Genomic DNA, 25064 nt, shown 5'->3' on the forward strand with positions numbered 1-25064 from the left:
ACAGCACGCCCATGAATGACGCGACAAAAGTTTCTCAGGAAGCAATCAAAGCAGCGTTGCTCGAAGGGGGCGACACCTGGCGCAATACCATCACACAACTTTCCGATGCACCCGGCTCCCTACATGGTGCAAATCTGTCGGAACTTGATCTGAGCAACCGCGATCTCTCATCGCTTGATCTGTCACATGCCGATTTTTTTGGTGGCTGCCTGGCCAGCACCAACCTGAAGAAATCCAATCTTCACCGCGCCGAGTTGGCGAACAGTGATATGCAGAAAGCAGCGCTTTACAAGGCGGACCTGCGCGAAGCTATCTTACATGAATCCAACCTTGCCAATGCCGACCTTTCGTCGAGCGATTGCAGGGGTGCGGATTTTCGCGGAGCCATCCTGCGGGGTGCGAAACTCGCTGGTGCTGATCTTCGCGGCGCGGATTTTTCGCAGGCAGATCTCACCGGTGCTGATCTGTCATATGCCGATGTGACCGGCGCGAAATTCCATTTTGCTCAACTTTCCGAGGCAAATGTCACGCATCTCAAATATGGAAACTACCGAGAGATGGTGGGCCTCTATCTGGGTGTGCGCGGGATTGACCAATGCTATGGCAGCGCCCTGTTTCTACGCGATGCAAAGGATCAGGATTATATCGACACGCTTTATCAGTCGCTGAATGACAAGCAGCCGGGATTCATCAAAGCGTTGGACCTGTTTCTGTTTCGGGCATGGGCGCTGATTGATCACGGGCGCAGCCTGCTCAAGGTGTCCTTTTACGCAACGATCATCGCGATGCTTTACGGTTTTGTGTATCTCGCAGATATGACGTTTGGCTGGAATATCATGGACTATTCCAACTCTGCAGAGACCTGGTTTACGCCGTTCTACTATTCCGTGGTGACCTACACCACGCTTGGCTACGGCGATGTCACCGCCAACAGTCTACTCGGTGAAATGTTGGTTATCAGTGAGGTCATAGTGGGATATTTTACGCTGGGTTTGTTGTTGGCCATCTTGGCAAACACCATCGCCCGAAGGAGCTGAACCGCTTTCGCGAGATTACTACAAGAAGACATAGGAGAGGGACATATGCTGCGACTTTGCCAAAGCTGTGGCATGCCAATGTCAGACAAAGGCTTGGCGCCTGGTCGCGAAATTGGAGGAAGCATCAGCCCCTATTACTGTCATCTCTGTTATGATGAAGGAGTATTCCTTCAACCCGAAATTCGACTTTCCAGCATGCAGCACCTGGTGATTCATGCGCTTCAAAGAAACGGTTGGCCCAAGATGGTGGCTTGGGTGGCAACAAGGCACTTGCCGTTTTTGCGACGTTGGAGATGATATAGTTGTGACCAATACGCAGGACTTCGTGTCCTGTTTGGCGAGTGACCATATTTCGCGGAACAACGGCGGTTCGTTAAATTAATACGATATGCCTGACATGCGGTCATTCGACCATTCGCGAAGATCGGCAGGTTCATTACAGAGGCCGCCATCGGCAAGACATGAGTTATTTTTTAGTACGCAACTTTCGGTTCACGCAAAGAAACGCAATTAAACGAGACACGGGGAACAGTCATGGCGATCACAAATTTGGAATCCCTGCGGACACATCTGCAGTGGGCGATTGAACTGGAGCACGCAACTCTGGCCCCATATCTGTCTGCACTTTATTCAATAAAAGAAGGAACCAATATTGAATCCGCAGAGGTCATCAAGAGCGTATTTCTGGAAGAGATGCTGCATATGGCACTGGCGGCGAATATCTTGAATGCCGTCGGCGGTTCACCCAAGTTTGATTACGAGGGCTTCATCCCAACCTTTCCAACGCCCCTTCCGCACGGGGACGGTTCCTTTGTTGTAAATCTCGGTAAGTTTTCCGCTGAAGGTATCAAGTCGTTCCTAAACATCGAACGTCCTGCCGAAACCGACGCTGAGCCGCTTGATGAAAACTACCATTCCATTGGGCAATTCTATTCAGCGATCACGGAGGGCTTGAAATCCTGCTGTAAGGCTCTGGGGGAAGACGTGGTTTTTTCTGGCGACCCCTCATGGCAGTTGACTGCCGAAACCACGTATTACGGTGGTGCCGGTCATCTGATCGGTGTGACGGATCTGGCATCTGCCCTCGCAGCGATGGAAGAGATCGTGGAGCAGGGTGAAGGGATGGATCACGCTTCGATCTTCGATGGGGACAAGAACATGTTCCACCCCGAACGCGAAGAGGTAGGTCACTATTTCCGCTTTCAGGAGATCCTCGAAGGGCGCAGTTATCAGGCGGGAGATACCCCAACATCCGGTCCAACCGGAGAAAGGTTCAACGTCGATTGGCAGGCTGTGCACAACATGCGGATCAACCCGGACATCAATGATTACTCCTCGGACAGCGTCGCGTATGAAAAGATGGAGGCATTGGCGCAAGGCTACAGCGACATGCTGCGCATGATGGAACGTGCTTTTGCCGGGGAACCCAAACTGTTTGGCGAGACGGTCGGGACAATGTTCGAGTTGCGGCATTTGATCCTCGATCTGATGGAATTGCCTTCGGGCGATGGGGCCACAACCGTGGGACCCTATTTTGCTTACCGCCCACCAGCACATGGACACGACAGCTGGATCGAAATTCGTGAAAACGGCCCCTATGCCGTTCACGGTGATATCCCGCTGGTGCGTAAAAAACGCGTGACCAGCGACAGAGGCGAAGCGTTGACCTGGGCAACGATTGAAACCCTTCCGGCAGATGAAGGTTATGTTCTGTGCCGATGCGGACAATCAAAAACCAAGCCATTTTGTGACGGCACCCATGACCACATTGATTTCGATGGAGAGGGGCCTGCCGACTTCGCTCCAATCTCTGAAACCCAGGAAATTCTGGAAGGTGATGGCATTCGGGTGAAGGTGGATAACTCCTACTGTGTCCATGCGAAATATTGCTTCAACAAGTCCAGCGGCATTCGCAAGCTCATACCGGAAAGTGCGGATGCAAATGCCAAAAGCCAGATCATTGCAATGGTGGATCGCTGCCCGTCAGGTACTTTTGTCTACGAGTTGCCCTTGGACAGTGAGATGACCGAAGTCGAGGAGGAATTGCGGCGCGAAGTTGCTGCCATATCTGAAGATGAATGCAGCAAAACCGCGGGGCCACTTTGGGTAACCGGGGGTGTGCCTATCATGAAGCCCGACGGCACCTTTCTGGAAACACGTAATCGCGTAACGCTTTGCCGGTGCGGACAATCGAAAAACAAACCTTTCTGCGATGGCACGCACACAAAGGTCAAATTCAAAGAGTGACTTTGTCGGAGGCAAGTCGCATGAAACGGCCATGTTTTGCAGGGCGCTGATGTGGCGTCTGGCCATGCTCAAGATGCTTTACGCAAAACAAGCGCCACTGTGATCAAAGTGGCGCTTGTCTACTGATTTGTCTAAGTGCGGATTGCCAGCGCGAGCGAACCTATACTCAGGTGGTTTCAAAGCCTGCATCTACCCAGGCTTGGGTGCCGCCTTTGATCCAGCTTACATTGGCAAAGCCCAACTTTGCGAATGCCTCCGCCGCTTGCGATGCCATGGGACCAGCCTGGCAAGTCGTCACCACATGGATCGTGCGATCGGCAAAGACCGGGGGCAGGCTGTCCGCTTCAATATCAGCGATTGATATATGGCGCGCACCTGGAATGGTCCCAGTTGTTGCTGCGCGGGCCTCTGCGGGGCGTGGGTCGACGAACTCTACGCCGGCCCGGCCATGCAGGCGATGTGCCTCCTCGACAGAAATGGCAGTGGTTTTGGTGTTTTCGACGACGCCGGTGTCGCTACAGGATGTCATTTTCATTCTCCTTTACAGATCTTGGAATTAAAAGCTCAGGGTCGCAGCACCATCGAGGATCTGGGCATGCAGAGCGGGGGAGCCCACAACCTGAACACCTTCGATAAAGTCGCTATCCTCGTAACCACGCACTTTCGCGCAGGGGGGGCAGACCAGAATGCGGCCACCGTTGGTTTGGAACGTGTCGATCAGTTCCTTGAGGGGTGGGTCAAACGGGTTCATCCGAACATTGTCAGCGGCACCTTTGCGCACCACGTCGACGGCAGAACTGACCATAAAGAGTGTCACCTGCTGGCCAGAGGCAACGCCTGTGTTGGCGATGGTGAAGGCCACAGTTGACCGTTCATCATCAAGGCCGCGTGACACTACGATTGCGAGTTTTTTGGTTTCGGTTTCCATCTGATTTCTCCTTTTCTGAATTGGATGGAGTGGGTCCGGACGGGTCCCGGTCCGGGCGGGTAACTGTTGTGGGGTCATGGCCGAGCCACCTGTGGGTGACGGTGGTGCCACTCGCGCCGAAAGGCGGTGATTGCGATGCTGAAGGCCACCACCGCACCCGCAAGAGCGGGCCAGGCGCCAACGATGACGTCATGGGTTGCTCCGAAAGGGGATGCGCTCAGCTGGACGCCGCGCATCCGCAATACGTCCGACTGCATTCGACCGATCATGTTCAGGCAGCTTGCGGTCACAGCCAAAATCGAGGGAAGACCGGCATACGTCATGATCCCGACGGTGACGGCGATGAGCAGGAACACATAGCTAATGCGTGAGAGCCATTTGTGATCACCGGCTAACATCGTGATGACATTCTGGGTTGCTCCAGTCAGGCAAACGGCGGCGGCGGTGCTTTGGCCCATCAGGACATAGCTTGCCGCATAGGTGCAGGAGGCGCTGAGCTGAACAGACAGCATCGCTTTGCGCTTGCGGAAAAGGGGCCAGACCATCTGAGCAGCCAACCCGGCAAATCCGAATGCCTGGGCGGCGGTGGGGGCGAGTATTGTCTCTGTGATGATCGTCATGGCCTCTCTCCATTAACATACCAACTGGTCGGTATGTATGACAGACCGTTTGGTATGTTGTCAACGGTGTCAGCGCGGTTTGAGCGGGGTTGTTTGGGTAATGTCCTGATTCTTAATGCTTAAAAAATCTGCATTTTCCTTGATTCCACCCCGAATTACACCTATATACAGACTGGTTGGTATGGAGGTGAGTATGAGAGCGAAAGCAGAAGCGACTCGGGAGCGACTACTGGCCGCTGCGAAAAATCTGGTCATGTCGAAGGGATTTGCCGGGACATCTGTGGATGATGTGTTGAAAGCGACCGACCTGACCAAAGGGGCGTTTTTCCATCATTTCAAATCCAAGGCTGATATGGCTGAGCAGCTGATGCACTGGTATGCGGAAGGTGACATGAAGATGTTCCGCACCTTCATGGCCGAAGCCGAAGCCGCCCATGATGATCCAATGGATCAGCTCATGCAGTTCCTGACCGATTTCGAAAACTATCTTACCGATCCGACCAACCCGCCGAAGGGCTGCATGTATGCGCTCTATACCTACGAAGATGACCATTTCGAAAATGACGTGAAAGGGTTTGTGGCTGATACGCTGCAAACTTGGACCGCCATGTATATCCGGAAGTTTCAGGAGGTGATTGACCTTTATCCGCCTGCACGCCCGGCTACCGCCAAGCGACTGGCTGAAATGATTGTCGCGATGATCGAAGGCGGTCTGATCTTGGAACGCGCTTACAAAAATCCGGGCATGACCGCTCGTCAGTCCGAGCAATTCCGCGAATATCTGGAACTGCTTTTCCCGACAGCCGCGGAGCGCAAGGCGGCGTGATCCTTATCTGTGAGTACCGTGATCTGAGATGATCGGGCCGTTCCAGCTGCGGCCCGAACTGCGCAAATTCAAACCGGCCTTATGAGACATAGGGGTCGATAACTCGCTGCACTTCCTGAGTGGCATCTATCGGCATGCCAGCCAGATAGGCATGCTTGTGAAGGGTCTCCATACTATCCGCGAGGTAGACGCAATAGGTTTTGTCATTGCAGATAAAGCTTTCAACCCAGGTGATCTTCGGCCAGAGCTGCGACATTGCCTCATTTGATTTGTCGATCTGCGCCATGATCTCTTCTCGGCTTGCTGATCCGACATCGGGCATTTCCCGTTCGATGATGTATTTACGCAGATTGGTCGACCCGACCGTCGCAAACCCACGGGCGCGAATTTCCCTTTCCGCATTGGTCAGGGCGATATCCGGCCCTGCATAGGAAAACTCTGCCTTGCCGCGAAGAAGATCCGCATGGTCCAGATCGGCGCTACCTTCCTGAAAGACCAATGTGCCTTCGTCATTGCGGATCAAGGGCAGGTCAAATCTAAAGGTGGTGTCATCGAGAAAGACTTGCTCCTCCGGGCTGGAGCTCCGTCCAAGCAATTCATTTCGATGCGGGAACCGTCCAAATTTGCGGATGACATCGTGATGGCGGCGGAAGATGTCCTCGAACACGCGCAAGGGATCGTCCTGTGCGAGGTCCACCTGAACCCGCGCCCATTCCGATAGGCAAAGTTCTTGATCTGACACCTCTTCGGAATGGGTCAGAACAAGACAGGGAAAAACGCGCTCGATGAGTTGGAGTTGATCGACCAGCCCGTTTCGGATTGCCTGTCGCGTCATCGTAAGGCAATGGTCGTCGGTGTCATACATTGCGGCACTGTCCCGATACATATTCCGGCGAAACTGATCGAGCAGGATGATATAGGCGAGAAACATACGTGGGTGCCGTGGGCTGAGAGCCCAGTGATCGTAATGGCCCTGAGACGCCTGCAAGACATCGGCTCCGAACCGGCGCCAGATTTCATCATCGGTTTGCTGTGACTTTCCAAACCAGATCTCCAGGCAACTCTCGACTGTGGGGCGAAAGGTGTAGGCAATGATGTTTTCTGCTGTGAGCTGTTCGTGCGACGTGAAGCCCGGTCGCGCCTTTTGGGCAAGCGTAGATAGGTCGCGTTTCAGCTGCTGGATATCGGTGACATCGAGTGTATCGCGGTTGTTGAGACCGGACAAAAGCTGATGGATCGCGTTGCTGACTTCGATTGAGTTGGGGGCATCCAGATCAAACATGGGTTTCTCCTTTCACTTAGGCGCCTATGTTCAGGCGCAGAGGGTTTGTCGAGGTTGATGTTCCAATGGGGCAGGGCGCGCATAGTTGCGACAGGCGTAGATGAGCGGTGCTCCATCTGTCGGCAGATCAATTTGATCCACGGCGCCAAAGATGACGTCATGCGTTCCCACGCGATGACTGGTACTGACGCGGCAAGACAGTCTGGCGAGGGCACCGGGTAGGCCCGGTGCGCCATTGGGCATGGGGTGCCAATCTGCGGCGCGGAACCGCTCGCTCTGGCTGGCACCGTACCGTCCGGCAAAGATATCCGAGATATCTGCTTGCTCTGACGACAGGATGTTCACGCAGAAACTGCCGTTTCGTATGATCTCCTGCCCGACGTTACCGTCGCCGTGGAGGCAGACCAATAGAGTGGGGGTGAGGCCATCTGCTGACACCGACGACATGGCGGAAACTGTTGCACCAAATTCGCCACTCTGACCGCTGGTGGTCACGACCGTCACAGTCGAGGCAACGCGGCTCATGGCGGAGAGGAAGGCGCTGCGCAGCGCCTCCAGTTTCTGAGAGGATTTCGCATACATGGCTGATCTCCTCATTCTGCGGCTTGCAGCACAGGCTGCGCGGTTTCGACCGGTTCAAGCCCCAGCGCCACGCGCCCGGTAAAGAGCTGTTGGCGTTTCTCCGGCAGCGGATGGAAGCGCGCGCCCTGAAGGTCGCGGAAGAACCGTTCGATCCCGTTTTTCCGCATGAAGCTCAATCCTCCTGCGACTTCCATGGCCTTGCTGGCCACTTTGGTCACGTGATCCGCGCATACCGTTTTGTGAACGAGGACGTCACTTGCCAATTGCTCGGACGGGGTGAATTCAAAGTCATTGCACAGGTCAATCATACCTTTGCGCGCCATTCGGGCGGTCTCCAACAGGTTGATCAATTCGCCCGCCAGAACGTAATTCAACTCAGATTTAGTGTGGCTGCGTTCAAGAGCCATCTCAGCGATCTTTTCGGCAGCCCCCGTATAGGCAGACATGATCAGCGGCATTGCCACGGTCAGGATTACGCTGAATGCAGGGTGAAACCCGTTGCGTGGTCTCTTTAAAGCAATGGCGGCCTCAGGAACAAACGCCCCGTCGATTTTCACGGTTTGCGATCCAGTGGCCCGCATGCCGAGGGTTTGCCAGTCACCCAAGAGAGAGACACCATCGGTCGACATTGGCAGCGGGAAATGCAGCACCAAAGGCCCATCAATTGGATCGTCATAGCTGACGGACGTGACCATCATGTCACCTTTCGGCGATCCGCTCGCAAAGGGTTTGAATGCGGTGACCTGATAACCACCCTCAACTTTTACGGCAGAGCCATTTGACGCCAGCCAGTCATTGGCACCGGTGCTGACCAGGATCACCTGACCCGATGACACTTTTTCAAGGAGCGCCCGACCGGGCCGCCCAGCCCGATCATTTGCAACTGCGGCCGAGACGAGGTGAGAGTGCATGGAGAGGGTCAGCGCGGTGGACGGACAAGCATGTGCCAGTTCACGAATAAACTCGGCCATTTCCGTGTGGGTTGCGCCGCCGCCTCCATATTCGGTGGGAACGAGGGCAGAGAAGACGCCATGCTCTTTCAGCAGGTCGAAATTTTCGCCAATGAACCCATCTGTGGCATCTAGCCAAGTTGAGTTTTGTGCAATGATCGGCGCGACCTGATCAAGCACTGTGATGAGATCAATGTGTTGGGGCATTTCCTTTTCCTTTCAGTGGGATGCGTTGAGGTTTGCTGAGGGGCACGCGGGGTCAGGAAGGTGTTTCTTCAGGTTCGAAGATCGAGAACTGGACCAGCCGACAGGCATTTGGACCCGGTTCACCCTGTGCGCGGGCAGAAGCGGGCATCGGAGCGGGAATGCTTTCGTCCGTGCAGCCATCGCGATATGTTTTCAGCATCTCGGGAAGACGAGAGGGGATCACTGGGCCGTGGTCATTCACGACAAGATGCACCTCGACGTTCGAGGTGTTTTTGAGGCCCGCCTCAAACCACGCGCCGGACAGATCTCCGATGGGTTGATACGCAGCGAATTGGCCTCGCCCGTTGTTTCCGACGACAATGCCGCCTGCATAGCCAACATCGGCATCAACCTCAGTGGTTCTTTTGAGAACATCCTTGGATGTGCAGGGGGTGGCTTCACACGCGCCGGGATTGTTGATGGTGACAAGCCAGAGTGTATGTACATGGCCGGGGGCAAGCCCCTTGGTGTACATGCTGACGTGAATGCCCTCTGTTGATGTGTGAAGACGTGCTTCCGCTTTGGAGACGACTGAAACCTCACCTTGCGAAGGGTGGGTCTGCACTTGCCCGAACCGTAGTCCATCGGCGTGGCCCGCGGTTGAGGTCGAAATCGCTGCGGCGAGGGTAAAAGCCGCAAATCTTGATAGGGTGTTCATTTTCAATCCTTTCAGGTTTCGGCACTAAATCGCCGTGACCTGAGGATGCGAGAGGAAGGCACCCGGATGCTTGAGCCGTATCTGAGGATTTCTTGGAAAAGTATGAGCTTTGCGCTACTGTTTTCGCATGATCCTTGCAATTGGAGATATCGAAATCGATAGCGGCAAAGGTGAGGTCAGGCGGAATAATGTCGCCCTACGCATGGCCCCCCGCGTGATGTCGCTATTACATTTGCTTGCTGAGAACAGCGAGCGAATGGTCACGAAAGATGAGATCATCGACAAGATCTGGGATGGTCGCGCGATCTCGGACAGTGCCATTTCAACTTCGATCAAAGAAGCCCGGCAGGCCATTGGGGATGACGGTCAGCGTCAAGCGATCATCAAGACAATCCATGGGCTGGGATTTCGTTGTGTGGCCGATGTGCGGCTGGTGGCTCCGGCTGATCCCGCCAGAATACCCGACACTCAGCTATTACCGGAGGAGCAGGAACTGGATGCTCGTCTGCTTGGTAAACCCTCTGTCGCCGTGTTGCCGTTCGCGAATGTCGCAGCAGATGGGATGGTTGACCCGTTTGGAGATGGCTTGGCCGCAGAACTCATATCCGCGCTTTCGCGCCTCAGTTTTGTATCGGTCACGTCTCGTGGTTCGTCTTTCAGATTTCGCCAACTTGATCCGGATCTTTCGACGATTGCCCGGATGCTCAAGGTCAAATACTGTCTGTTCGGCATCATCGAGCGGTCAGAACGGGAAATTGCAGTGACCGTCGAACTGGCCCGGACGTCAGATGGCGTTGTCATCTGGTCTGACCGGATTGTGGGGGTGCCGGATGGCATTCATGACATCCGGCAAGAGATTGTCGGTGAAGTGATTGCCGCGCTTGAAATCCACATCCCATTGAGCGAAGCGCAATCAGCGCGCTTGATTGCTCCTGACAAACTGGACGCATGGGCCGAATATCACATCGGCCTGCAGCATCTTTACCGCTTCAATCCGCGAGATAATGAGATTGCAAAAGGCCGGTTCACACGAGCGACCGCTCTCGAACCGGGCTTTGCCCGCGCTATGGCGGGGCTGTCTTTTGTCGAATTTCAGAACGTCTTCATGGGGTATGGACCTGACCTTGACCGTCACAAGCAAAAGGCGATGGCATATGCCGAAAAAAGCCTTGAGCTGGATATGCTGGATCCGTTCGGAAATTACTGTATGGGGCGCGCAAATTGGATGAACGGAGATCTGGAAGCTGCGAATTTATGGCTGGGGCGAAGTCTGGAAATATCCCCCAACTTCGCGCAGGGGCACTATCTGCGCTCACTGGTTCGGGTGTTGCAGGGCGAGGGGGAAGCCATCCGCAAAGAAAACAACCTCGCCATGACGCTCAGCCCGCTGGACCCACTGCGATATGCCATGTTGGGGACACATGCCCAGTCCTATATCAATGATGGGCAATATGAAGAAGCTGCCGTGTGGGGTGAAAGATCAGCGCAAACGCCTGGATCACACTACTTGCTGAGCATGCTGGCAGCCGCTGCCTATCAGTTGAAGGGTGATCATATCCGAGCCCAGCATTGGGTAGATGTCACGAGATCACGAAGACCGGATGCCTCGGTGGAAAGGTTTTTAGAGGCCTTTCAATACCAGTCAGAGACGAGCAGGAAAAGATTAGAAAAAGCGTTAAATGATGCTGGGTATTAGGGTGATATCTTGGTGCTTCAAAGAACATTTACTTTTTAGGCACAGCAACTTGTCACCTTTTGGTTGCCACGTCCAATCTCAACACGTTGCAATCAAATCTGTTTATGACACCCCTCTCGGTGAAAGGATCTATGTGATCGGGATGCTGCCTTTGGGTGTCCGACCTGCCCACCAGCATTGCGTTCCCAGCTCTACCTGGTTGCAGGCAAGATAATCGCCTGCGCTCTGATCCTCTAATCCGTAACGTGCCCATGCAAAGACGCAAGCTTGGCCGCTGCATCCTTCAGGGGATCCAAGAACCCCAACAGTTCTTCCAACCCATGTCGCTGTACGGGGGCGTGGACTGATAGGGTTGCGAGCAATCGCTGCTGTTGATCCAAGATTGGAACTGCGACCGCGGTCATACCGATCATGAACTCTTCATCATCAGTGGAATATCCGCGGGTGCGGGTTTTGCGAAGTTCGTCGCGAAGCTTATCCGCTGATGTGATCGTCTTTTCCGTTTGTGCTTCAAGCGGTTGCGCGGTCAGAAAACCGTTCAAAGTTGAAGCACGCAGGGTCGAGAGATACATCTTGCCGCTTGCCGTGCAATGGAACGGGACCTGTGTCCCGATTGGTAACTGGATACGCAAGGGCCAGCTGGTTTCAACCCGGTCGAGATAGGTCATGCCTTCCCGATCAGGCGTGGCGAGGTTGCAGGTCTCACCAACCTCGTCAGCCAGCCCTTTCAAGATCGTCAATCGGGCCGTTCGAAGATGCTCGGACGACATGACATTCACCGCAAGACCACGCAGACGCGGCCCAAGCCCATATGACCGCCCATCAAGATCGCGCTGAAGAAAGCCTTCGCTTTCCGCAGTCTGGAGCAACCGATGGATGGTCGGCTTGGGCAATCCCATCGCCTCGACCAGTTCCGTTGGTTTGACGGCCACTCCTCGACGCGCCACCTCCTCAATGATCAGCAGCAGCCGCAGATTGGTTGGAATTTGCGTGTCTTTCGAGACTGCCGGACCTTCTTCGGGCATGATACCATCGCTTACCTGTTGGGCAGCAGAGCTAGCGCAAGATCAGGTACAAGTGACACCATGACCCAAACGCAGATCAGAGCTGCAAGATAGGGCACCGTATAACGAAGTAGACGGAAATATGGAACGCCTGTCACACCGGATGCGACATATAGGTTCAGCCCATAGGGTGGCGTGATGAAACCGATCGATGCGCCAACCAGGAAGATCACCGAAAAGTGGATGGGATCAATGCCAACCGAGGCAGCAATCGGCGCCAATATCGGAGCCAGAATGATCGTCACAGGCAAGCTCTCAAGCACCATGCCAGAGAAGAAAACGATTACCATCGAGGTGAACAACACCGCATAATATCCCCCCATCGAGGTTACAAAATCCCCGATTGTCTGCTGTGCCCCCAGAAGCGATAAGATCTGCTGCATCACCACCGAAATCGCGATGAGCGGCGCGAGGATGCCCGTGATCTGTGCGGAACGCACTACAATCGAGGGGATCTGCGGGATGGTAAACCCTTCGACCGCGAACATCTCAAGATAGGATTTCTCGGTCACGGGCTTATCCTTACTGGTGCCCATTGTCTTGTTCAGCGGATAGCTGATCAGACCTGCGAGGACGCAAAATCCAACGGTGACGCCCGCAGCCTCGGTTGGAGAGAACTTGCCGGTATAGATGCCCCACAGAACCAGCCCGATGGCAAAGAACCCCAGCCAGGCCCCAAAGGCGGTTTTCAGAACGCGGTTCAGCTGAAGGGGGATCAGGTAACCCCACCCGTTGATACGGCAGATGATCCAGCAGGCGAACTGCATTCCGATGACCATCAGTGCACCGGGAATGATCCCCGCAACGAACAGGTCAGAGATCGGAAGGTTCATCAAAAACCCATAGACGATAAAGATGATGGAGGGCGGGATGATAATGCCGACCGTCCCACCCGCGGCTGCCGTAGCCGCCGAGAACCGCTCGTCATATCCGCCTTTGACCATTTCGGGATGCAGCATCGAGCCGATGGTCGCGGTCGTCGCAGAATTTGACCCTGAGATCGCGGCAAACAACCCGCAAGCCCCAAGCGATGCCATGGCAAGCCCGCCCCGGAGCCAACCCAGACAGGCATAGGCAAAATCTGAAAGCCTGCGAGCGATGCCCGACTGGTTGATCAGATCACCCGTCAAAATGAACAGTGGCATCGCAAGCAAAGCGAAACCTTTGTTGAAAACATTGAGCAGCTCTGCCCCCATATTGTCGAGGGTCAAGCCAAGCACGAAAGAGCAGCCAATCACCCAGTACGCGATGACCAGAAGCACCGGCACACCAAGCATGAAAAATACTGTGACGCCGATTGAAATAAGTGTGACCCAAGTTCCGATATCCATCAGACATCCCCTCCTATTACGGCCTGCTTGATCAGCGGCTCACCACTTTTGTAGTTGCGAAAATCGTCGACCAGATTTTCAAAGACCCGACCAATCATCAAAACGAATGAAAGCGGCGCGGTGATGAGAAACCACCACTGCATAACGTTGTCCGTTCCAAGAACGATCTGGAAGTTTGACGCTGAAAGGGCCGTAAGCCGGGTTGTTGTCACAAGAACGATCACGGCGAAAACAAACCAGAGAACTGCATCAAGGGTCAGGCAGCACATCTGCCCGAAACGCGGCATAATGGTACGAAACTCGGCAAAGCTCAGATGCGTACGCAGCCGGACGTTAAACGCTGCACCAAACCAGGCCATGATCATGAACAGGAGTGGCGGAATTGTGGTGGACCAGGGTTGCTGGTTGGAAAAGATGAAACGATCAATCACTCCCCAGAAAATGATGAATGCAATCGCCAGATAGCTCCAGACCATAATCGTACGCTCAAGGTGACGGTCGAGCAGGGGAACCTTGCGATAGACCCACATCACAAAAATACCGCCCAATGCGGCGGCAACAGCGCCTACGATCCACGCGGCGTCCGACTTTAAAGCGTTTCGAATTTCAAAGCTGTCTTGCGACGCAAACGCCACAAAAATGGCGCTGATCTCTGACCAGATTCCCATCAGTTTCTCCCTTTGAGCCCGCCGGATATATCCGATCTTTAGGCAAACAGGGTCGGCGCATCATTTGGCGCCGACCCCAATAGTTGGATTGGATTAGCCTTTCCACCAGCGGCGAGGCTCGACATTTTCGGGCTTCATGTCCGCAGGAACCTGACGGGCGATGTCATAGATTTCCTGATAGGTGTCGATGCCACCGGCCCATCCGTTCAGACGCTCGCGCCACTGTTCCCAAAGTTGTGGTTGGAATTCGGGCGAACACATCTCTTCAGCCATCTTGATCTGGTCATCCGCCAGGAACGCGTTGCGGACATTGTTCTCGGCAAAGATTGTGCCCGGCATTTGCGGATCGGAATGGCCTACCGTCTTAACCAGCGCAGCTTCGTTGGCGGCTTGCACATGGGTTTGCGCCCAATAGGATGATTCCATCACGGCATCCTGCAAATAGCCCTCAAGACTATCAAAGACCGATGCACTCATCGAGGTGTGCTCGGTGCCGCAGAAGAACTTAAGGTCTACCGACTGGCTGACCACTGGTGACATGTTCGCATAGGCCACAGCCGACGCCCATGTTTCCGCACCATCAATCAGGCCCTGCTTCAGGCCATCAAGGGTTTCTTCCCAAGCGACCGGAACCGGGTTCAGGTTCAGTGCCTGCATCGCAATCCGGCCAAGCTGCGTGCCGGTGACACGGTTTTTGGTGCCGAACAGTTCTTCCAGTTTGGTTACAGTTGGCTTGTCTTCCCAACCAAGGCCCAGCTGAATGCCGCGCAGTTCGCAGTGGCTGAAGAGGAACTTCAGGCCGTGACGTTTTTCGAGCGGATCGCGCAGAATACGCTGTGAGTCCGGGCTATAAAGGAAATGATACTGCGACGCGCGGCCCGGGAACATATAGGCGTAGTCGAGGACATTAAGATAAGGTGCCCCGCCTGCCGAGTTCTGCGTCGATGCCGCGTAGATATCGACAATACCCTGCTGGGTTTTTTCAACACAGGATGTTTGGCCGCAGATTTGGTTGTCGCCGATGAACTCGATGCGAATCTCACCATCCGTGCGGCTTTCAAGATCCCGGGCGAACTCCAGCGCACCGGCGCGTTCGATCAGAAGATTTCGTGCGTTAAACCCTGCTGCACCAAACTTGAGCGTGTGTTTTGCGGGCTTGGAAAACCGCTTTTCATAGGTTGATTCTGCCGCGCTCGCGAGATTCGCCAGACTCATGGCGCCACCGAAGCCACCAGCCGCCAGCAAGGTCGAGCTCATCCCGTAACGTCCTGCCACACGGAACAAATCCCGCCGTGTTATTCTGCTTAGTTTGTTGTCGAGTCCCATTGATTTCTCCCTGTTGATTAATTATTGAGACGTTTTGTTTCAAAAAACGCTAGTATAGTTCCTGCTGTCTGTATAGAGTTTTTTTACATCGAGCTCTGGAGGGACCAGTTTTGGAGGCGGACTTTATTATCATTGGTGCTGGGTCATCAGGTTGTGTCGTAGCCAATCGGCTTAGCGAAAACCCGGCCCACAAAGTTGTGCTTCTCGAGGCAGGTGGGCGCGACTTGAACCCGTGGATTCACATCCCGGTCGGGTATTTTAGGACCATGCACAACCCGTCGCTGGACTGGTGCTATAAGACTGAACCAGATCCGGGCTTGAACGGGCGTTCTATCGACTGGCCCCGGGGGAAAGTGTTGGGCGGTTCTTCGTCATTGAACGGTTTGCTTTACGTTCGCGGACAGGCTGAAGATTATGACCGTTGGCGGCAGATGGGCAATGATGGTTGGGGGTGGGAGGATGTTCTGCCACTGTTCAAACGCTCGGAAGATCAAGAGCGCGGTGCAGATGACTATCACGGTGTGGGCGGACCATTGAGCGTGTCCAATATGCGCATTCAGCGCCCAATTTGTGACGCTTGGGTCGCTGCCGCGCAAGAGGCCGGATACCCCTTTAACCCTGACTACAATGGTGCCGATCAAGAGGGCGTAGGATATTTCCAACTCACCGCGCGCAAAGGAAGGCGTTGTTCTGCGGCCGTTGCTTACTTGAAGCCGATCCGCGACAGGAAAAACCTGGAAATCATCACCCATGCCCAGGTGAAATCTATCAATCTGGATGGCAAACGCGTCACCGGCGTCACCTATTTTGACCGGTCGGGTGCGGAAAAGACAATTTCTGTGCGGCGCGAAGTGGTTCTCTCTGCGGGTGCAATAAACTCTCCACAAATTCTGATGAACTCAGGGATCGGTGACCCAGAGCACCTCAAAGCCAATGGCATTGAACCCTTGCATGCGCTGAAGGGGGTGGGGCGCAATTTGCAAGACCACCTCCAGGCAAGGCTCGTATTCAAATGTAACGAACCGACCCTGAATGACGAAGTGCGCAGCCTGTTCAATCAGGCCCGTATCGCGCTGAAATACGCCATGTTCCGGGCCGGGCCGATGACAATGGCAGCAAGTTTGGCAACCGGGTTTTTGAAAACACGGCCTGATCTTGAAACGCCGGATATTCAATTTCACGTTCAGCCATGGTCGGCTGACAGCCCGGGGGAGGGGGTTCACCCATTCTCAGCTTTCACAATGTCCGTCTGTCAGTTGCGCCCGGAAAGCCGCGGTGAAATTCGACTTGATGGGCCTGATCCAAGAACTTACCCGACCATTCACCCGAACTATCTTTCAACAGAAACAGACTGCCGTACGATCGTTGATGGTGTGAATATCGCGCGAACAATCGCGCGCCATCGCCCCCTTGCCTCTAAAATATCGGAGGAATTCAGACCAACTTCAGACCTTGCGATGGATGACTATGAAGGGACCCTGGATTGGGCTCGGAACAACTCTGTATCCATCTACCATCCGACTGGGACCTGCAAAATGGGTCAAGGAGATGATGCAGTCGTTGACAGCAAATTGCGGGTTCACGGAATCGAAGGTCTGCGCGTCGCTGATTGTTCAATCATGCCCGAGATTGTCAGCGGCAATACGAATGCCCCTGCAATCATGATCGGTGAAAAGGCTGGCGAACTGATATCCAACACCCGGCCAAGCCCGTGACCACAGAAATCGCTGTCCCTTCGTATCGTCGGTTAACTGGCGAGAATGGATGCAGTATCGCAAAGCCAGTAGGGTCGATCGGTCCCGTTGTTGGAAGTCGCGTGCGACTTCAAGAAACACTGCCCTGAGATCGCCCCTGCTCTGTTAGGTGGGGGTGTCCGCACTATTGTTCAGCGCTATTATCATAGGTTTCGCGCGCGGCGTCGATCTTGGATAAATTGTCCAACGCCCAATAACCTAGCGCACTTACCGGCTCACGAAAGGACTGTCCCATTTCGGTGAGGTTGTATTCAACCTTTGGCGGGATCGTTGGGTGGTAAGTTCGTTTCACGAGCCCGTCTCTCTCCAGCTCTTTCAGCGTGCGGCTCAGCATTCGCTGCGAAATACCCAGATTTCGTTTGATCTCATTGAACCGCAACGTCCCGTACTGGGCCAATGAAATGACAATCAGAACGCTCCACCGGTCGCCAACACGGGACAAGACTTCGTTGATGCGTTTGCAATCGGGGCATTGATCGTTGTCCAGCATAGCAGTTCCTTTTGTGTGACCGAGGTTCAGAAATGTGCCTTCTTGCAGGAATGGTAAGTTCCCCTTAGATCGTCGGTAACAAATGTATACCGCCCTATCGGGCCTTGAACAAGGGAAACCAAAACATGTCGAACAAAACACTGAATGATCATCTGAACTGGCGCTACGCAACAAAGAAAATGGACCCTGCCAAATCGGTTCCGCAAGATAAGCTGGATGCCATCATCGAAGCGGTGCGCATGGCCCCGACCTCGAGCGGAACGCAGCCGTTTGAGTTGCTCGTTGTGACAAACCCCGAGCTGCGCGGCCAGATTGCGGAAGCGGCAGGTGGTCAGGCTCAGATCACCGAAGGTTCACATCTTTTGGTTTTCGCGGCGTGGGACAATTACACCGCTGAGCGGATCGACGAAGTCGTTGGTCTGAACATTACAGAGCGTGGCGATCTGCCTCTGATCCATGGCTATTACGACAACCTCAAAGCCAACTACGTGCCCCGTGATGCAGAGGTGAACTATGCCCATGCTGCACGCCAGGCTTATATCGCACTTGGCATTGCCTTGGTCGCGGCGGCAGAGCAAGAAGTCGACAGCACGCCAATGGAAGGCTTTGACCCGGCGGCCGTCGACGATATCCTTGGTCTGCGGGACCGCGGCCTGCGGTCTGTGGTTCTGATGCCGCTGGGCTACCGGGACGAGGCAGCTGACTGGCTCTTGTCGATGCCCAAGGTCCGCAAGTCGCGCGATACCATCGTCAAACAGATCAGCTGAGGTCAACTATGGGATTTATAAGAAAACTGCTTGGTGTGGCGCCCACCCCCACCGATGACGGTGCGTTCAAGCCATCGCCCCTGGCGCTGAAGCTGGCGACCTCTGCGACGACGGATTACGACGGCGGCAGCTATGCGGCACCTTATTCGGGCGACGCAAAGCGGGTGTTGGTGATTTGCACAGAAGAGCGCAATATGACCATGGCCAACGGCAACAAGTTTTCGACCGGAAACCATCCGGTCGAGATGGGGCTGCCAATGCTGCATCTGATTGCGGCTGGGTTCGAGATTGATATCGTCACCCCGACTGGAGCGCCTGCCGCCATTGAAGAATGGGCGATGCCGCGTGACGACGCCAATGTCATGAAGCTTTTCCGTGACTACGCGGATGCGCTGGCAAATCCGGGCAGCCTTTCAGAGTTCGTTGCGAACTCGATGACCGATGATGCCCCCTATGTTGCGGTGTTCTTACCCGGGGGCCACGGCGCGATGCTCGGGCTGCCGGAGAATGCCGATCTGGGCAAACTGTTGCGATGGGCGAATGGGCGCGATCTGTTCACGCTGGCGATTTGCCATGGTCCGGCGGCCTTGCTTGCTGCCGATGATCGAAACCCGTTCCTCTTTAATGGTTACAAAATCGCGGCATTCCCTGATGCTGTCGACAAACAAACCCCGGCCATCGGTTATATGCCTGGCCACATGCCATGGAAATTCGGCGAGAAGCTGAATGCCTTGGGTGTGACCATCGTCAACACAAAGGCAGATAACTCATGCCATGTTGACCGTCGCTTGATCACTGGCGCGAGCCCGAAGGCGGCCAATAATTTTGGCAGACTGGCAGCGGAAACCTTGCTGAAGTCCTTAACCTAAGCCCAAAATATAGCGAGGCGCATTGCAGACACTCATGCGCCTCGCATCTCCTTTCGCATTCACCGAATTGGTGTGAACCCAGACGGAGCAATTCATGAAAGTTTGTTGCCTTGGTCGCTCTCTTGGGGATGAACTTTCGAACGGCTCTGATCTATTTTAAGCTCGATTGCCTGTTGGTCCTCGGCTTCCCAACGATACGGAAGACCTCTTTAGTGAGAGTGTGTCGGGCGGTCGCGTTTCAGTCGCATTGTCTTGATGATCTCAGGGACAATGATCAAAGGTAATGACAACAGGATAATTGCTGCCCAATGCTTCCAGCCTAAAGGTGCGGCGTGCAGCAGTTGTTGGAGTGGCGTCCAGTAGACGACCAGCAACTGCAAGGAAATCATCGCTGCAAAGGCGACCAACAGCTTTGGATTTGATCCCCAGCCAAGACGCCAACAGGGCAGTGAGAAGGACCGGAAAGCAAATACGCTGGTTTTCTCAAACAGGATCATTCCGGTAAATGCCGCTGTCCGGGCCACATCCACACCGGCTGGCTGGAATGTGTAAAACAAGTAAAGGCTGGCAAAACCGGTATAGGTTCCAAACGCAAGGATCATCGCCAAAGCCCAGCGGTCCAGAATGCCAGCATCCGGGCGCCGGGGCGGCGCCGTCATCTGTTCGGGGGTGCCGGGTTCCAGCCCAAGGGTCAGCGCCGTGACCCCATCGGTCACAAGGTTCATCCACAGGATCTGCGTTGGGAGGTAGATCAGCGGACCGCCAAGCATGAGATTGATCAAGATCGCCACCACCTCGCCTGCGTTGGACGACAGCAGATAACGCACAAAACGCTGAATATTGGCAAATTGGCGTCGCCCTTCGCGAATGGCACCTTTCAGCGTGGCGAAGTTGTCATCAAGAAGCACGAGGTCTGAGGCCCCCTTAGCAACATCGGTGCCACGGATGCCCATTGCCACACCGATATCAGCCTGTTTGAGAGCCGGAGCATCATTCACCCCATCTCCGGTCATCGCCACGATATGGCCCTGCGCCTGCAGGATCCGCACCAGACGCATCTTGTGCTCCGGCGCGGTCCGGGCAAAGAGCACAGGAGCACTCAAGAGCGCACCGAGAGCATCGTCGTCGATCTTTTCCAGCTCTGCTCCGGTCATGAGCTTTTCCACCGGCAGGCTAAGATCTTCGGCAATGGCGCGGGCGGTAAGGGGGCCATCCCCCGTGATCATCATGATCGACATACCCGCCTGTATACAGGTACGGATCGCGTCGCGGACTTCGGGGCGAGGGGGATCAATCATGCCGACGAGGCCCAGAAATTCCAGATCTTCGTCAGGGGCGTCGGCAGCGGAGACTTTATGCTGCGCCAGGGCGATTACCCGCAGGCCTCGGTCGGCCATGTCGGCATAGATCTGTTCGATGTCTTGCCGTGTGGCGGCATCCAGAGGCACCTGCCCATCAGGGCTGCGCCAGGTTGTCGAAGCGTCCATGATCTGCTCTGGCGCACCTTTCGCAAGCAGCACCAAATCATCGCCTTTTCTGCGCACCATGCCCATCCGCTTGCGTTCCGACGAGAACGGGATTTCCGCGAGAGGGGCATCTTCTGGAACCGGGGACCACCCCTTGTAGGCCAGCGTCAACAACGCCCCCTCGGTTGGATCGCCAACCATTTGCCAGTTTGCCCCGTCGCGGCGCAGGCTGGCATGGCTGCACCCGACCATTACATCCAGAGCGTCATCCAAATCCGGGTTGCTGCCATAACGGACCGGATCGTCCTCCAGCAGGATCCGCCCTGCAGGATCATACCCCGTTCCGACCGCCTTGTATGACTTACCCGCAATCCAGAGCGCGGAAGCGGTCATCTTGTTTTCGGTAAGCGTTCCGGTCTTGTCGGTGCAGATAACTGACGCTGCCCCCAATGTCTCGATTGCCTGAAGCCTTCGGACCAGTGCCTTGCGCCGCGCCATGGCTCCGGCACCCAGTGCCAGGCTGATTGTGACCACAGCCGGAAGGCCCTCGGGGATGATCGCCACCGCCATTGAAATGCCGGTCATCACCATTTCCATCAGATCCCGACCGACCGCGACCCCGGTAAGGGCAATCGCCAGCCCAAGCAGAAGAGCCGCAAATCCCAGCTGCCCTCCTAAACGCCCGAGCTGCCGGGACAGGTTTGTGCCGCGTTCTTCCACTGATCCGGTCAGAGTGGCGATCTTGCCAAATGCGGTGGCGGGCCCGGTGGCGCTGACGACAACCTCGGCCCGGCCAGCGGTGACATTTGTTCCCATCATCACCTGATCGCGTTGATCAACCCCGTCGGTGTCTTTGCTGACCGGAACGCTTTCCCCTGTCAGTACGCTTTCGTCCACCCGCAACCCTATGGCCGAGGCGATTCCGGCATCTGCTGGCACCTGATCACCTGCCTCCAGCAACACCAGATCACCGGGGACAATGTCGCGACTGTCGATCAGTACTGGGACATCATCGCGGATCACTTTCGCCCTCGGTCGTAGCATATCGCGCAGTGCCGCCAGCGAAGTCTCGGCCTTCCACTCCTGCATAAAGCCCAGTCCGCCGTTCAAAAGCACCACCAGACCGATTGCTACCGCATCCACGGTCTCTCCCAAGAGCAACGCAACCAGACTGGCCCCGATCAGCAGCAGGACAAGAAAGCCGGTGAACTGGCGCAATAGGATTTTCCAGATCGGCGTGATCCGGGTCTCACCGACGATATTTGGGCCATAGGTTTCAAGGCGCGCCCGCGCTTCCGCGCTGGTGAGGTTCTCCGATCGGGTCGGAGCCGGTTTCTGGTGTGGTTCACTGCGCACGCCTATGCCTCCATCTGCCTTAAAACTTGAACAGATTCTCTTGCGATACAATGCGCAGGATCAATGCGGCCAATGAGGGAGTGCCAGATTGTGGCAATGCGGATCCGGTCGTAAGACGTCTTGTCGTTGGCCCGCTGTCGCTTAGTTGGGGTAGGGGCCGCTGTTGGGGGCAATGGCCAATGGGTGGCTTGGTCGACCACGACGGCAATAACACCCGCCATCACATCAATCAGTCATGAGAGCCCTGACGGGTACTGCCCTGCTACGCTCTACAGCACGATTACTATGTGTGGTTTGGCTCGTGAATTGCCGTAATCGAAGATGCACCAGTCTGGGCCATCGCGCTGCTCAGCTCGTCGCTCAGAATATCCCACATTCTTTCAAGTCCGCGCTCACCGGCGGCGGCGATTGCAAATTGCAGGACGCGGCCAACGAAGGTGAAGTCGGCACCTAGGGTCAGTGCCTTCAGGACGTCTTCTCCTGATCGAATGCCACTGTCATAGAACAGGGGGAAATCTGGCCCAAGTTCGGCGCGAATTTTAGCCAGCATCTCAATCGGGGCAGGGGCGCTTTCCAATTGTCGAGCGCCATGGCTCGACACTTGAATGGCATCGACACCTGAATTGGCCAGCTTTTGGGCATCTTCTACATCCAGCACCCCTTTGACCACCAACTTGCCGGGCCACGCATCGCGAAGCCGGGCAAGCGTATCCCAAGTGACGTTGGCCCTCGTTTCGGTTCGATCAAATTCGAACCCGTCCATCTCGAAGTTCGCCATTTGTGGCTTGCCGCTGAACAGGGAAGTCAATGACCAACGAGGGTGCAGCGCAAAGTCGATGAACTGCCGCGGCCCGATGCGAAAGGGCATCTTGAAACCGTGGCGCAACTCACGTGGGCGCCGCCCGACCTCGGGCACGTCAACGGTCAGAACAAGGGTCTTGTAACCAGCCGCTTTCGCCCGTTCGACGAGCTTGAAAGTGCCAACACCATCACCGCTGAAATAGAGTTGAAACCAAGCGTGGCCTTGGGCGGTTTCGATGATCTTTTCCATCGGGGTCGAGGCCACGGTGGACACCCCGTGAGGCACATGGTGACGCGCTGCAAGGCGGGCCAGCATGAGATCAGCGCCGGGGCCTGACAGGTTGCACATTCCCATGGGGGCAATCCCAAAGGGGCGATCCATCGGCGCACCGAAAACTTCTGTGGCGAGTGACCGCTGGCTGACATCTTTCAGAATGCGGGGTTTCAGGGTGACGGCGTCAAGGGCGGCACGATTGCGCGCCGCCCCTGTTTCTCGACCGGCAGAGCCGTCGATATAGTCGAAAACCATCCACGGTAGCCTGCGTTTCGCCAGGCGGCGGGCATCTTCTGCACAGTGGATAGCTCCGGCTCCCATCAGCTTGCGACCGCTTTCATAAAGCGATCACGGATGATGACCGGATCCATGGTGATGACCGGCATCTTGGCGTTGCCGCTGTCGCATTTCACCACCATCACGGTGGACTGGCCGCTATCGATCGCCTCTTGCAGCGCTGTGCCGGTGTCCACGTCCTGTACCACCACAACATTGTCGCAACCTGCCGCACGCGCCATGCCCGCGAGGTCGGTTTTCTTGCCGGTGTAGGTGGGCTGATCGCCGGTGGACCCATAGGACCCGTTGTCGATGATCATCAGGATGTAGTTGTTCGGAGCATTGTTACCGATGGTGGGAAGCGTTCCAAGGTTGGTCAGAACCGAACCGTCCCCATCAATGACAATCACGGTCTTGGGCTGTGCCAGCGCAAGGCCCAGACCGATCGAGGACGCAAGACCCATGGTGCCCAGCATGTAGAAATTCGATGGTTGGTCGTCGATGGCATGTAGTTCCTGGCTGGGAATGCCGATGTTACAGACAACCAGTTGGTCACGAAGAATGGGCGCGATCTCGCGCAGGATTTCAGAACGGATCATTGGTCGCCGTAGCCTCCCCAGAAGTTGGCGTCGGTCAGGATCGCCACGGGTTTGTTGCACATGTATGTGTATTTCAAAATGTTGTCGAATTCTTCGACATCACTTTGATGGTGGAAGTGATAGGTGGGGATATTGAGCTGAGCCAACAGCGCTTTGGTATGCACCGCCATTTCGACCTGACAGGCCACAGGTTCGCGCAGTTCACCACGATACGAAATCAGCATGGGCAGAGGCATCCGGTAAAACTGGGTCAGGGTCGCCAGCGTGTTGATGGTCACGCCGATCGCAGTGTTTTGCATAATGATGGCAGGGCGTTTTCCCCCCATCCATGCACCTGCACAAAGGCCCATGCCTTCGTCTTCCTTGTTCGAAGGAATGTGAAAGATGTCTTCGCACTGGTCAATCTCGTCAATCACACCAGCCAGCTGTTTGCATGGTACTGTGGTGACGAATGAAACGTCGTTTGCGACCAGATCGTTTGTGATCTTTTTGTCGATATTCATGATCATTTGGCCTTTATGGTTGATGGTCTTGGGTGTCAGGAGCTTCGATAGACATGCACGGCACAGGGGGCGTGGCGTACCACGCGTGCGGCCGTTGACCCGAGCAGGTAGTCACTGAGCCCGGGTTTGTGAGAACCGATCACGATGCATCCGATATCTTGATCAGCAGAAAACTCGATGATGGTGCGATAGGTGTGGCCCACCACGATTTCGGTCTGGATATCCGGGATCCCCGCTGTTTTCTCGACCAGCAAAGTGCGCGCGCGTTCAAAGGCCTCGCGTACCACATCCTTGTCCAGATATGCCCCGACCGAACTGTGAGGTGCTTCATACACATGGAGTGCGATGATTTTTCCGCCGGGATTGCATAGGGCTTTGGCCACACCAAGGGTTGAAGGGGAAATCCCATGGTCCAAGGCCATGGGAACCAAAATTTTATCATACATGG

The 25064-nt window shown here is 55.2% G+C and carries 25 protein-coding genes; 8 read left to right on the forward strand and 17 right to left on the reverse strand.

Annotated elements, in window-relative coordinates:
* The first annotated feature begins 11 nt into the window (after positions 1-11).
* The 3 genes from O2N63_RS06450 to O2N63_RS06455 all read left to right on the forward strand — a co-directional run bounded on the left by O2N63_RS06450 (position 12) and on the right by O2N63_RS06455 (position 3284).
* Positions 12-1037, forward strand: coding sequence for a pentapeptide repeat-containing protein (locus O2N63_RS06450; protein WP_271053430.1), 1026 nt, complete (start codon positions 12-14; stop codon positions 1035-1037).
* A gap of 45 nt (positions 1038-1082) precedes the next feature.
* Complete coding sequence (locus O2N63_RS17555; RefSeq protein ID WP_408629791.1) at positions 1083-1334, forward strand: zinc ribbon domain-containing protein; 252 nt, start codon at positions 1083-1085, stop codon at positions 1332-1334.
* A 237-nt stretch (positions 1335-1571) separates the two neighbouring features.
* Positions 1572-3284, forward strand: coding sequence for a ferritin-like domain-containing protein (locus O2N63_RS06455; protein ID WP_271053432.1), 1713 nt, complete (start codon positions 1572-1574; stop codon positions 3282-3284).
* Between the two features lie 166 nt (positions 3285-3450).
* On the opposite strand, the gene O2N63_RS06460 is transcribed toward O2N63_RS06455, so the two are convergent.
* The 3 genes from O2N63_RS06460 to O2N63_RS06470 form a co-directional block, all read right to left on the reverse strand.
* The gene (locus tag O2N63_RS06460; RefSeq protein WP_271053434.1) at positions 3451-3813 is read right to left on the reverse strand and encodes a rhodanese-like domain-containing protein; all 363 of its coding nucleotides are present in this window, start codon (positions 3811-3813) and stop codon (positions 3451-3453) included.
* 27 nt (positions 3814-3840) lie between these two features.
* Positions 3841-4212 (reverse strand): DsrE family protein, encoded by a 372-nt coding sequence (locus O2N63_RS06465; RefSeq protein ID WP_271053436.1) that lies wholly within the window; start codon positions 4210-4212, stop codon positions 3841-3843.
* Between the two features lie 74 nt (positions 4213-4286).
* Entirely contained in the window at positions 4287-4832 is a 546-nt protein-coding gene (locus O2N63_RS06470; protein ID WP_271053438.1) for a YgjV family protein, read from the reverse strand.
* A gap of 193 nt (positions 4833-5025) precedes the next feature.
* Here O2N63_RS06470 and O2N63_RS06475 point away from each other — a divergent pair, with 193 nt between their 5' ends.
* Positions 5026-5658 (forward strand): TetR/AcrR family transcriptional regulator, encoded by a 633-nt coding sequence (locus O2N63_RS06475; RefSeq protein ID WP_271053439.1) that lies wholly within the window; start codon positions 5026-5028, stop codon positions 5656-5658.
* A gap of 79 nt (positions 5659-5737) precedes the next feature.
* Here the strand turns inward: O2N63_RS06475 and O2N63_RS06480 are convergent, their stop codons facing one another.
* Genes O2N63_RS06480 through O2N63_RS06495 form a run of 4 tightly spaced genes read right to left on the reverse strand, consistent with a single transcriptional unit; the run spans position 5738 to position 9376 of the window.
* Positions 5738-6940, reverse strand: coding sequence for a DUF924 family protein (locus O2N63_RS06480; protein ID WP_271053441.1), 1203 nt, complete (start codon positions 6938-6940; stop codon positions 5738-5740).
* Between the two features lie 30 nt (positions 6941-6970).
* A complete protein-coding gene (locus tag O2N63_RS06485) occupies positions 6971-7522 on the reverse strand; it encodes a flavin reductase family protein (protein ID WP_271053442.1) in 552 nt (183 codons plus the stop codon).
* 11 nt (positions 7523-7533) lie between these two features.
* Positions 7534-8679 (reverse strand): acyl-CoA dehydrogenase family protein, encoded by a 1146-nt coding sequence (locus O2N63_RS06490; protein ID WP_271053443.1) that lies wholly within the window; start codon positions 8677-8679, stop codon positions 7534-7536.
* A 52-nt stretch (positions 8680-8731) separates the two neighbouring features.
* Positions 8732-9376, reverse strand: a complete 645-nt coding sequence (locus tag O2N63_RS06495; protein WP_271053444.1) for a hypothetical protein — start codon at positions 9374-9376, stop codon at positions 8732-8734.
* A gap of 127 nt (positions 9377-9503) precedes the next feature.
* Here O2N63_RS06495 and O2N63_RS06500 point away from each other — a divergent pair, with 127 nt between their 5' ends.
* On the forward strand, positions 9504-11072 hold the full coding sequence (locus O2N63_RS06500) for a winged helix-turn-helix domain-containing protein (protein ID WP_271053445.1): 1569 nt from the start codon (positions 9504-9506) through the stop codon (positions 11070-11072).
* Between the two features lie 233 nt (positions 11073-11305).
* Here the strand turns inward: O2N63_RS06500 and O2N63_RS06505 are convergent, their stop codons facing one another.
* From O2N63_RS06505 to O2N63_RS06520, 4 genes are all read right to left on the reverse strand, one after another.
* Positions 11306-12097: an IclR family transcriptional regulator gene (locus tag O2N63_RS06505; RefSeq protein WP_271053446.1), complete on the reverse strand. Its 792-nt coding sequence runs from the start codon at positions 12095-12097 to the stop codon at positions 11306-11308.
* Positions 12098-12108: 11 nt separating this feature from the next.
* Positions 12109-13467: a TRAP transporter large permease gene (locus O2N63_RS06510; protein WP_271053447.1), complete on the reverse strand. Its 1359-nt coding sequence runs from the start codon at positions 13465-13467 to the stop codon at positions 12109-12111.
* A complete protein-coding gene (locus O2N63_RS06515; RefSeq protein ID WP_271053449.1) occupies positions 13467-14135 on the reverse strand; it encodes a TRAP transporter small permease in 669 nt (222 codons plus the stop codon). The genes O2N63_RS06510 and O2N63_RS06515 overlap by 1 nt, the downstream gene beginning before the upstream one ends.
* Before the next feature lie 93 nt (positions 14136-14228).
* Positions 14229-15461 (reverse strand): TRAP transporter substrate-binding protein, encoded by a 1233-nt coding sequence (locus O2N63_RS06520; protein ID WP_271053451.1) that lies wholly within the window; start codon positions 15459-15461, stop codon positions 14229-14231.
* 110 nt (positions 15462-15571) lie between these two features.
* Between O2N63_RS06520 and O2N63_RS06525 the strand changes: the two genes are divergently transcribed.
* A complete protein-coding gene (locus O2N63_RS06525; RefSeq protein ID WP_271053453.1) occupies positions 15572-17176 on the forward strand; it encodes a GMC family oxidoreductase in 1605 nt (534 codons plus the stop codon).
* A 163-nt stretch (positions 17177-17339) separates the two neighbouring features.
* Here the strand turns inward: O2N63_RS06525 and O2N63_RS06530 are convergent, their stop codons facing one another.
* A complete protein-coding gene (locus tag O2N63_RS06530; protein WP_271053455.1) occupies positions 17340-17705 on the reverse strand; it encodes a winged helix-turn-helix transcriptional regulator in 366 nt (121 codons plus the stop codon).
* 125 nt (positions 17706-17830) lie between these two features.
* Here O2N63_RS06530 and O2N63_RS06535 point away from each other — a divergent pair, with 125 nt between their 5' ends.
* Positions 17831-18472 (forward strand): NAD(P)H-dependent oxidoreductase, encoded by a 642-nt coding sequence (locus O2N63_RS06535; protein WP_271053456.1) that lies wholly within the window; start codon positions 17831-17833, stop codon positions 18470-18472.
* 8 nt (positions 18473-18480) lie between these two features.
* Positions 18481-19341: a glyoxalase III HchA gene (gene hchA, locus O2N63_RS06540; protein WP_271053457.1), complete on the forward strand. Its 861-nt coding sequence runs from the start codon at positions 18481-18483 to the stop codon at positions 19339-19341.
* Between the two features lie 209 nt (positions 19342-19550).
* Here the strand turns inward: hchA and O2N63_RS06545 are convergent, their stop codons facing one another.
* The 5 genes from O2N63_RS06545 to O2N63_RS06565 all read right to left on the reverse strand — a co-directional run bounded on the left by O2N63_RS06545 (position 19551) and on the right by O2N63_RS06565 (position 25062).
* Positions 19551-22163, reverse strand: a complete 2613-nt coding sequence (locus O2N63_RS06545) for a cation-translocating P-type ATPase (RefSeq protein WP_271053458.1) — start codon at positions 22161-22163, stop codon at positions 19551-19553.
* A 283-nt stretch (positions 22164-22446) separates the two neighbouring features.
* On the reverse strand, positions 22447-23559 hold the full coding sequence (locus tag O2N63_RS06550) for an alpha-hydroxy acid oxidase (protein ID WP_271053459.1): 1113 nt from the start codon (positions 23557-23559) through the stop codon (positions 22447-22449).
* Positions 23559-24113: a sulfopyruvate decarboxylase subunit beta gene (comE, locus tag O2N63_RS06555; protein ID WP_271053460.1), complete on the reverse strand. Its 555-nt coding sequence runs from the start codon at positions 24111-24113 to the stop codon at positions 23559-23561. Before comE ends, O2N63_RS06550 begins: the two co-directional genes overlap by 1 nt.
* Entirely contained in the window at positions 24110-24616 is a 507-nt protein-coding gene (gene comD, locus O2N63_RS06560; RefSeq protein WP_271053461.1) for a sulfopyruvate decarboxylase subunit alpha, read from the reverse strand. The genes comE and comD overlap by 4 nt, the downstream gene beginning before the upstream one ends.
* Positions 24617-24651: 35 nt before the next feature.
* Positions 24652-25062: a universal stress protein gene (locus O2N63_RS06565; protein ID WP_271053462.1), complete on the reverse strand. Its 411-nt coding sequence runs from the start codon at positions 25060-25062 to the stop codon at positions 24652-24654.
* Between the last annotated feature and the right edge of the window lie 2 nt (positions 25063-25064).

Origin of the sequence: Aliiroseovarius salicola (assembly GCF_027891095.1) — a bacterium.
In the GTDB taxonomy this organism is placed as follows: domain Bacteria; phylum Pseudomonadota; class Alphaproteobacteria; order Rhodobacterales; family Rhodobacteraceae; genus Aliiroseovarius; species Aliiroseovarius salicola.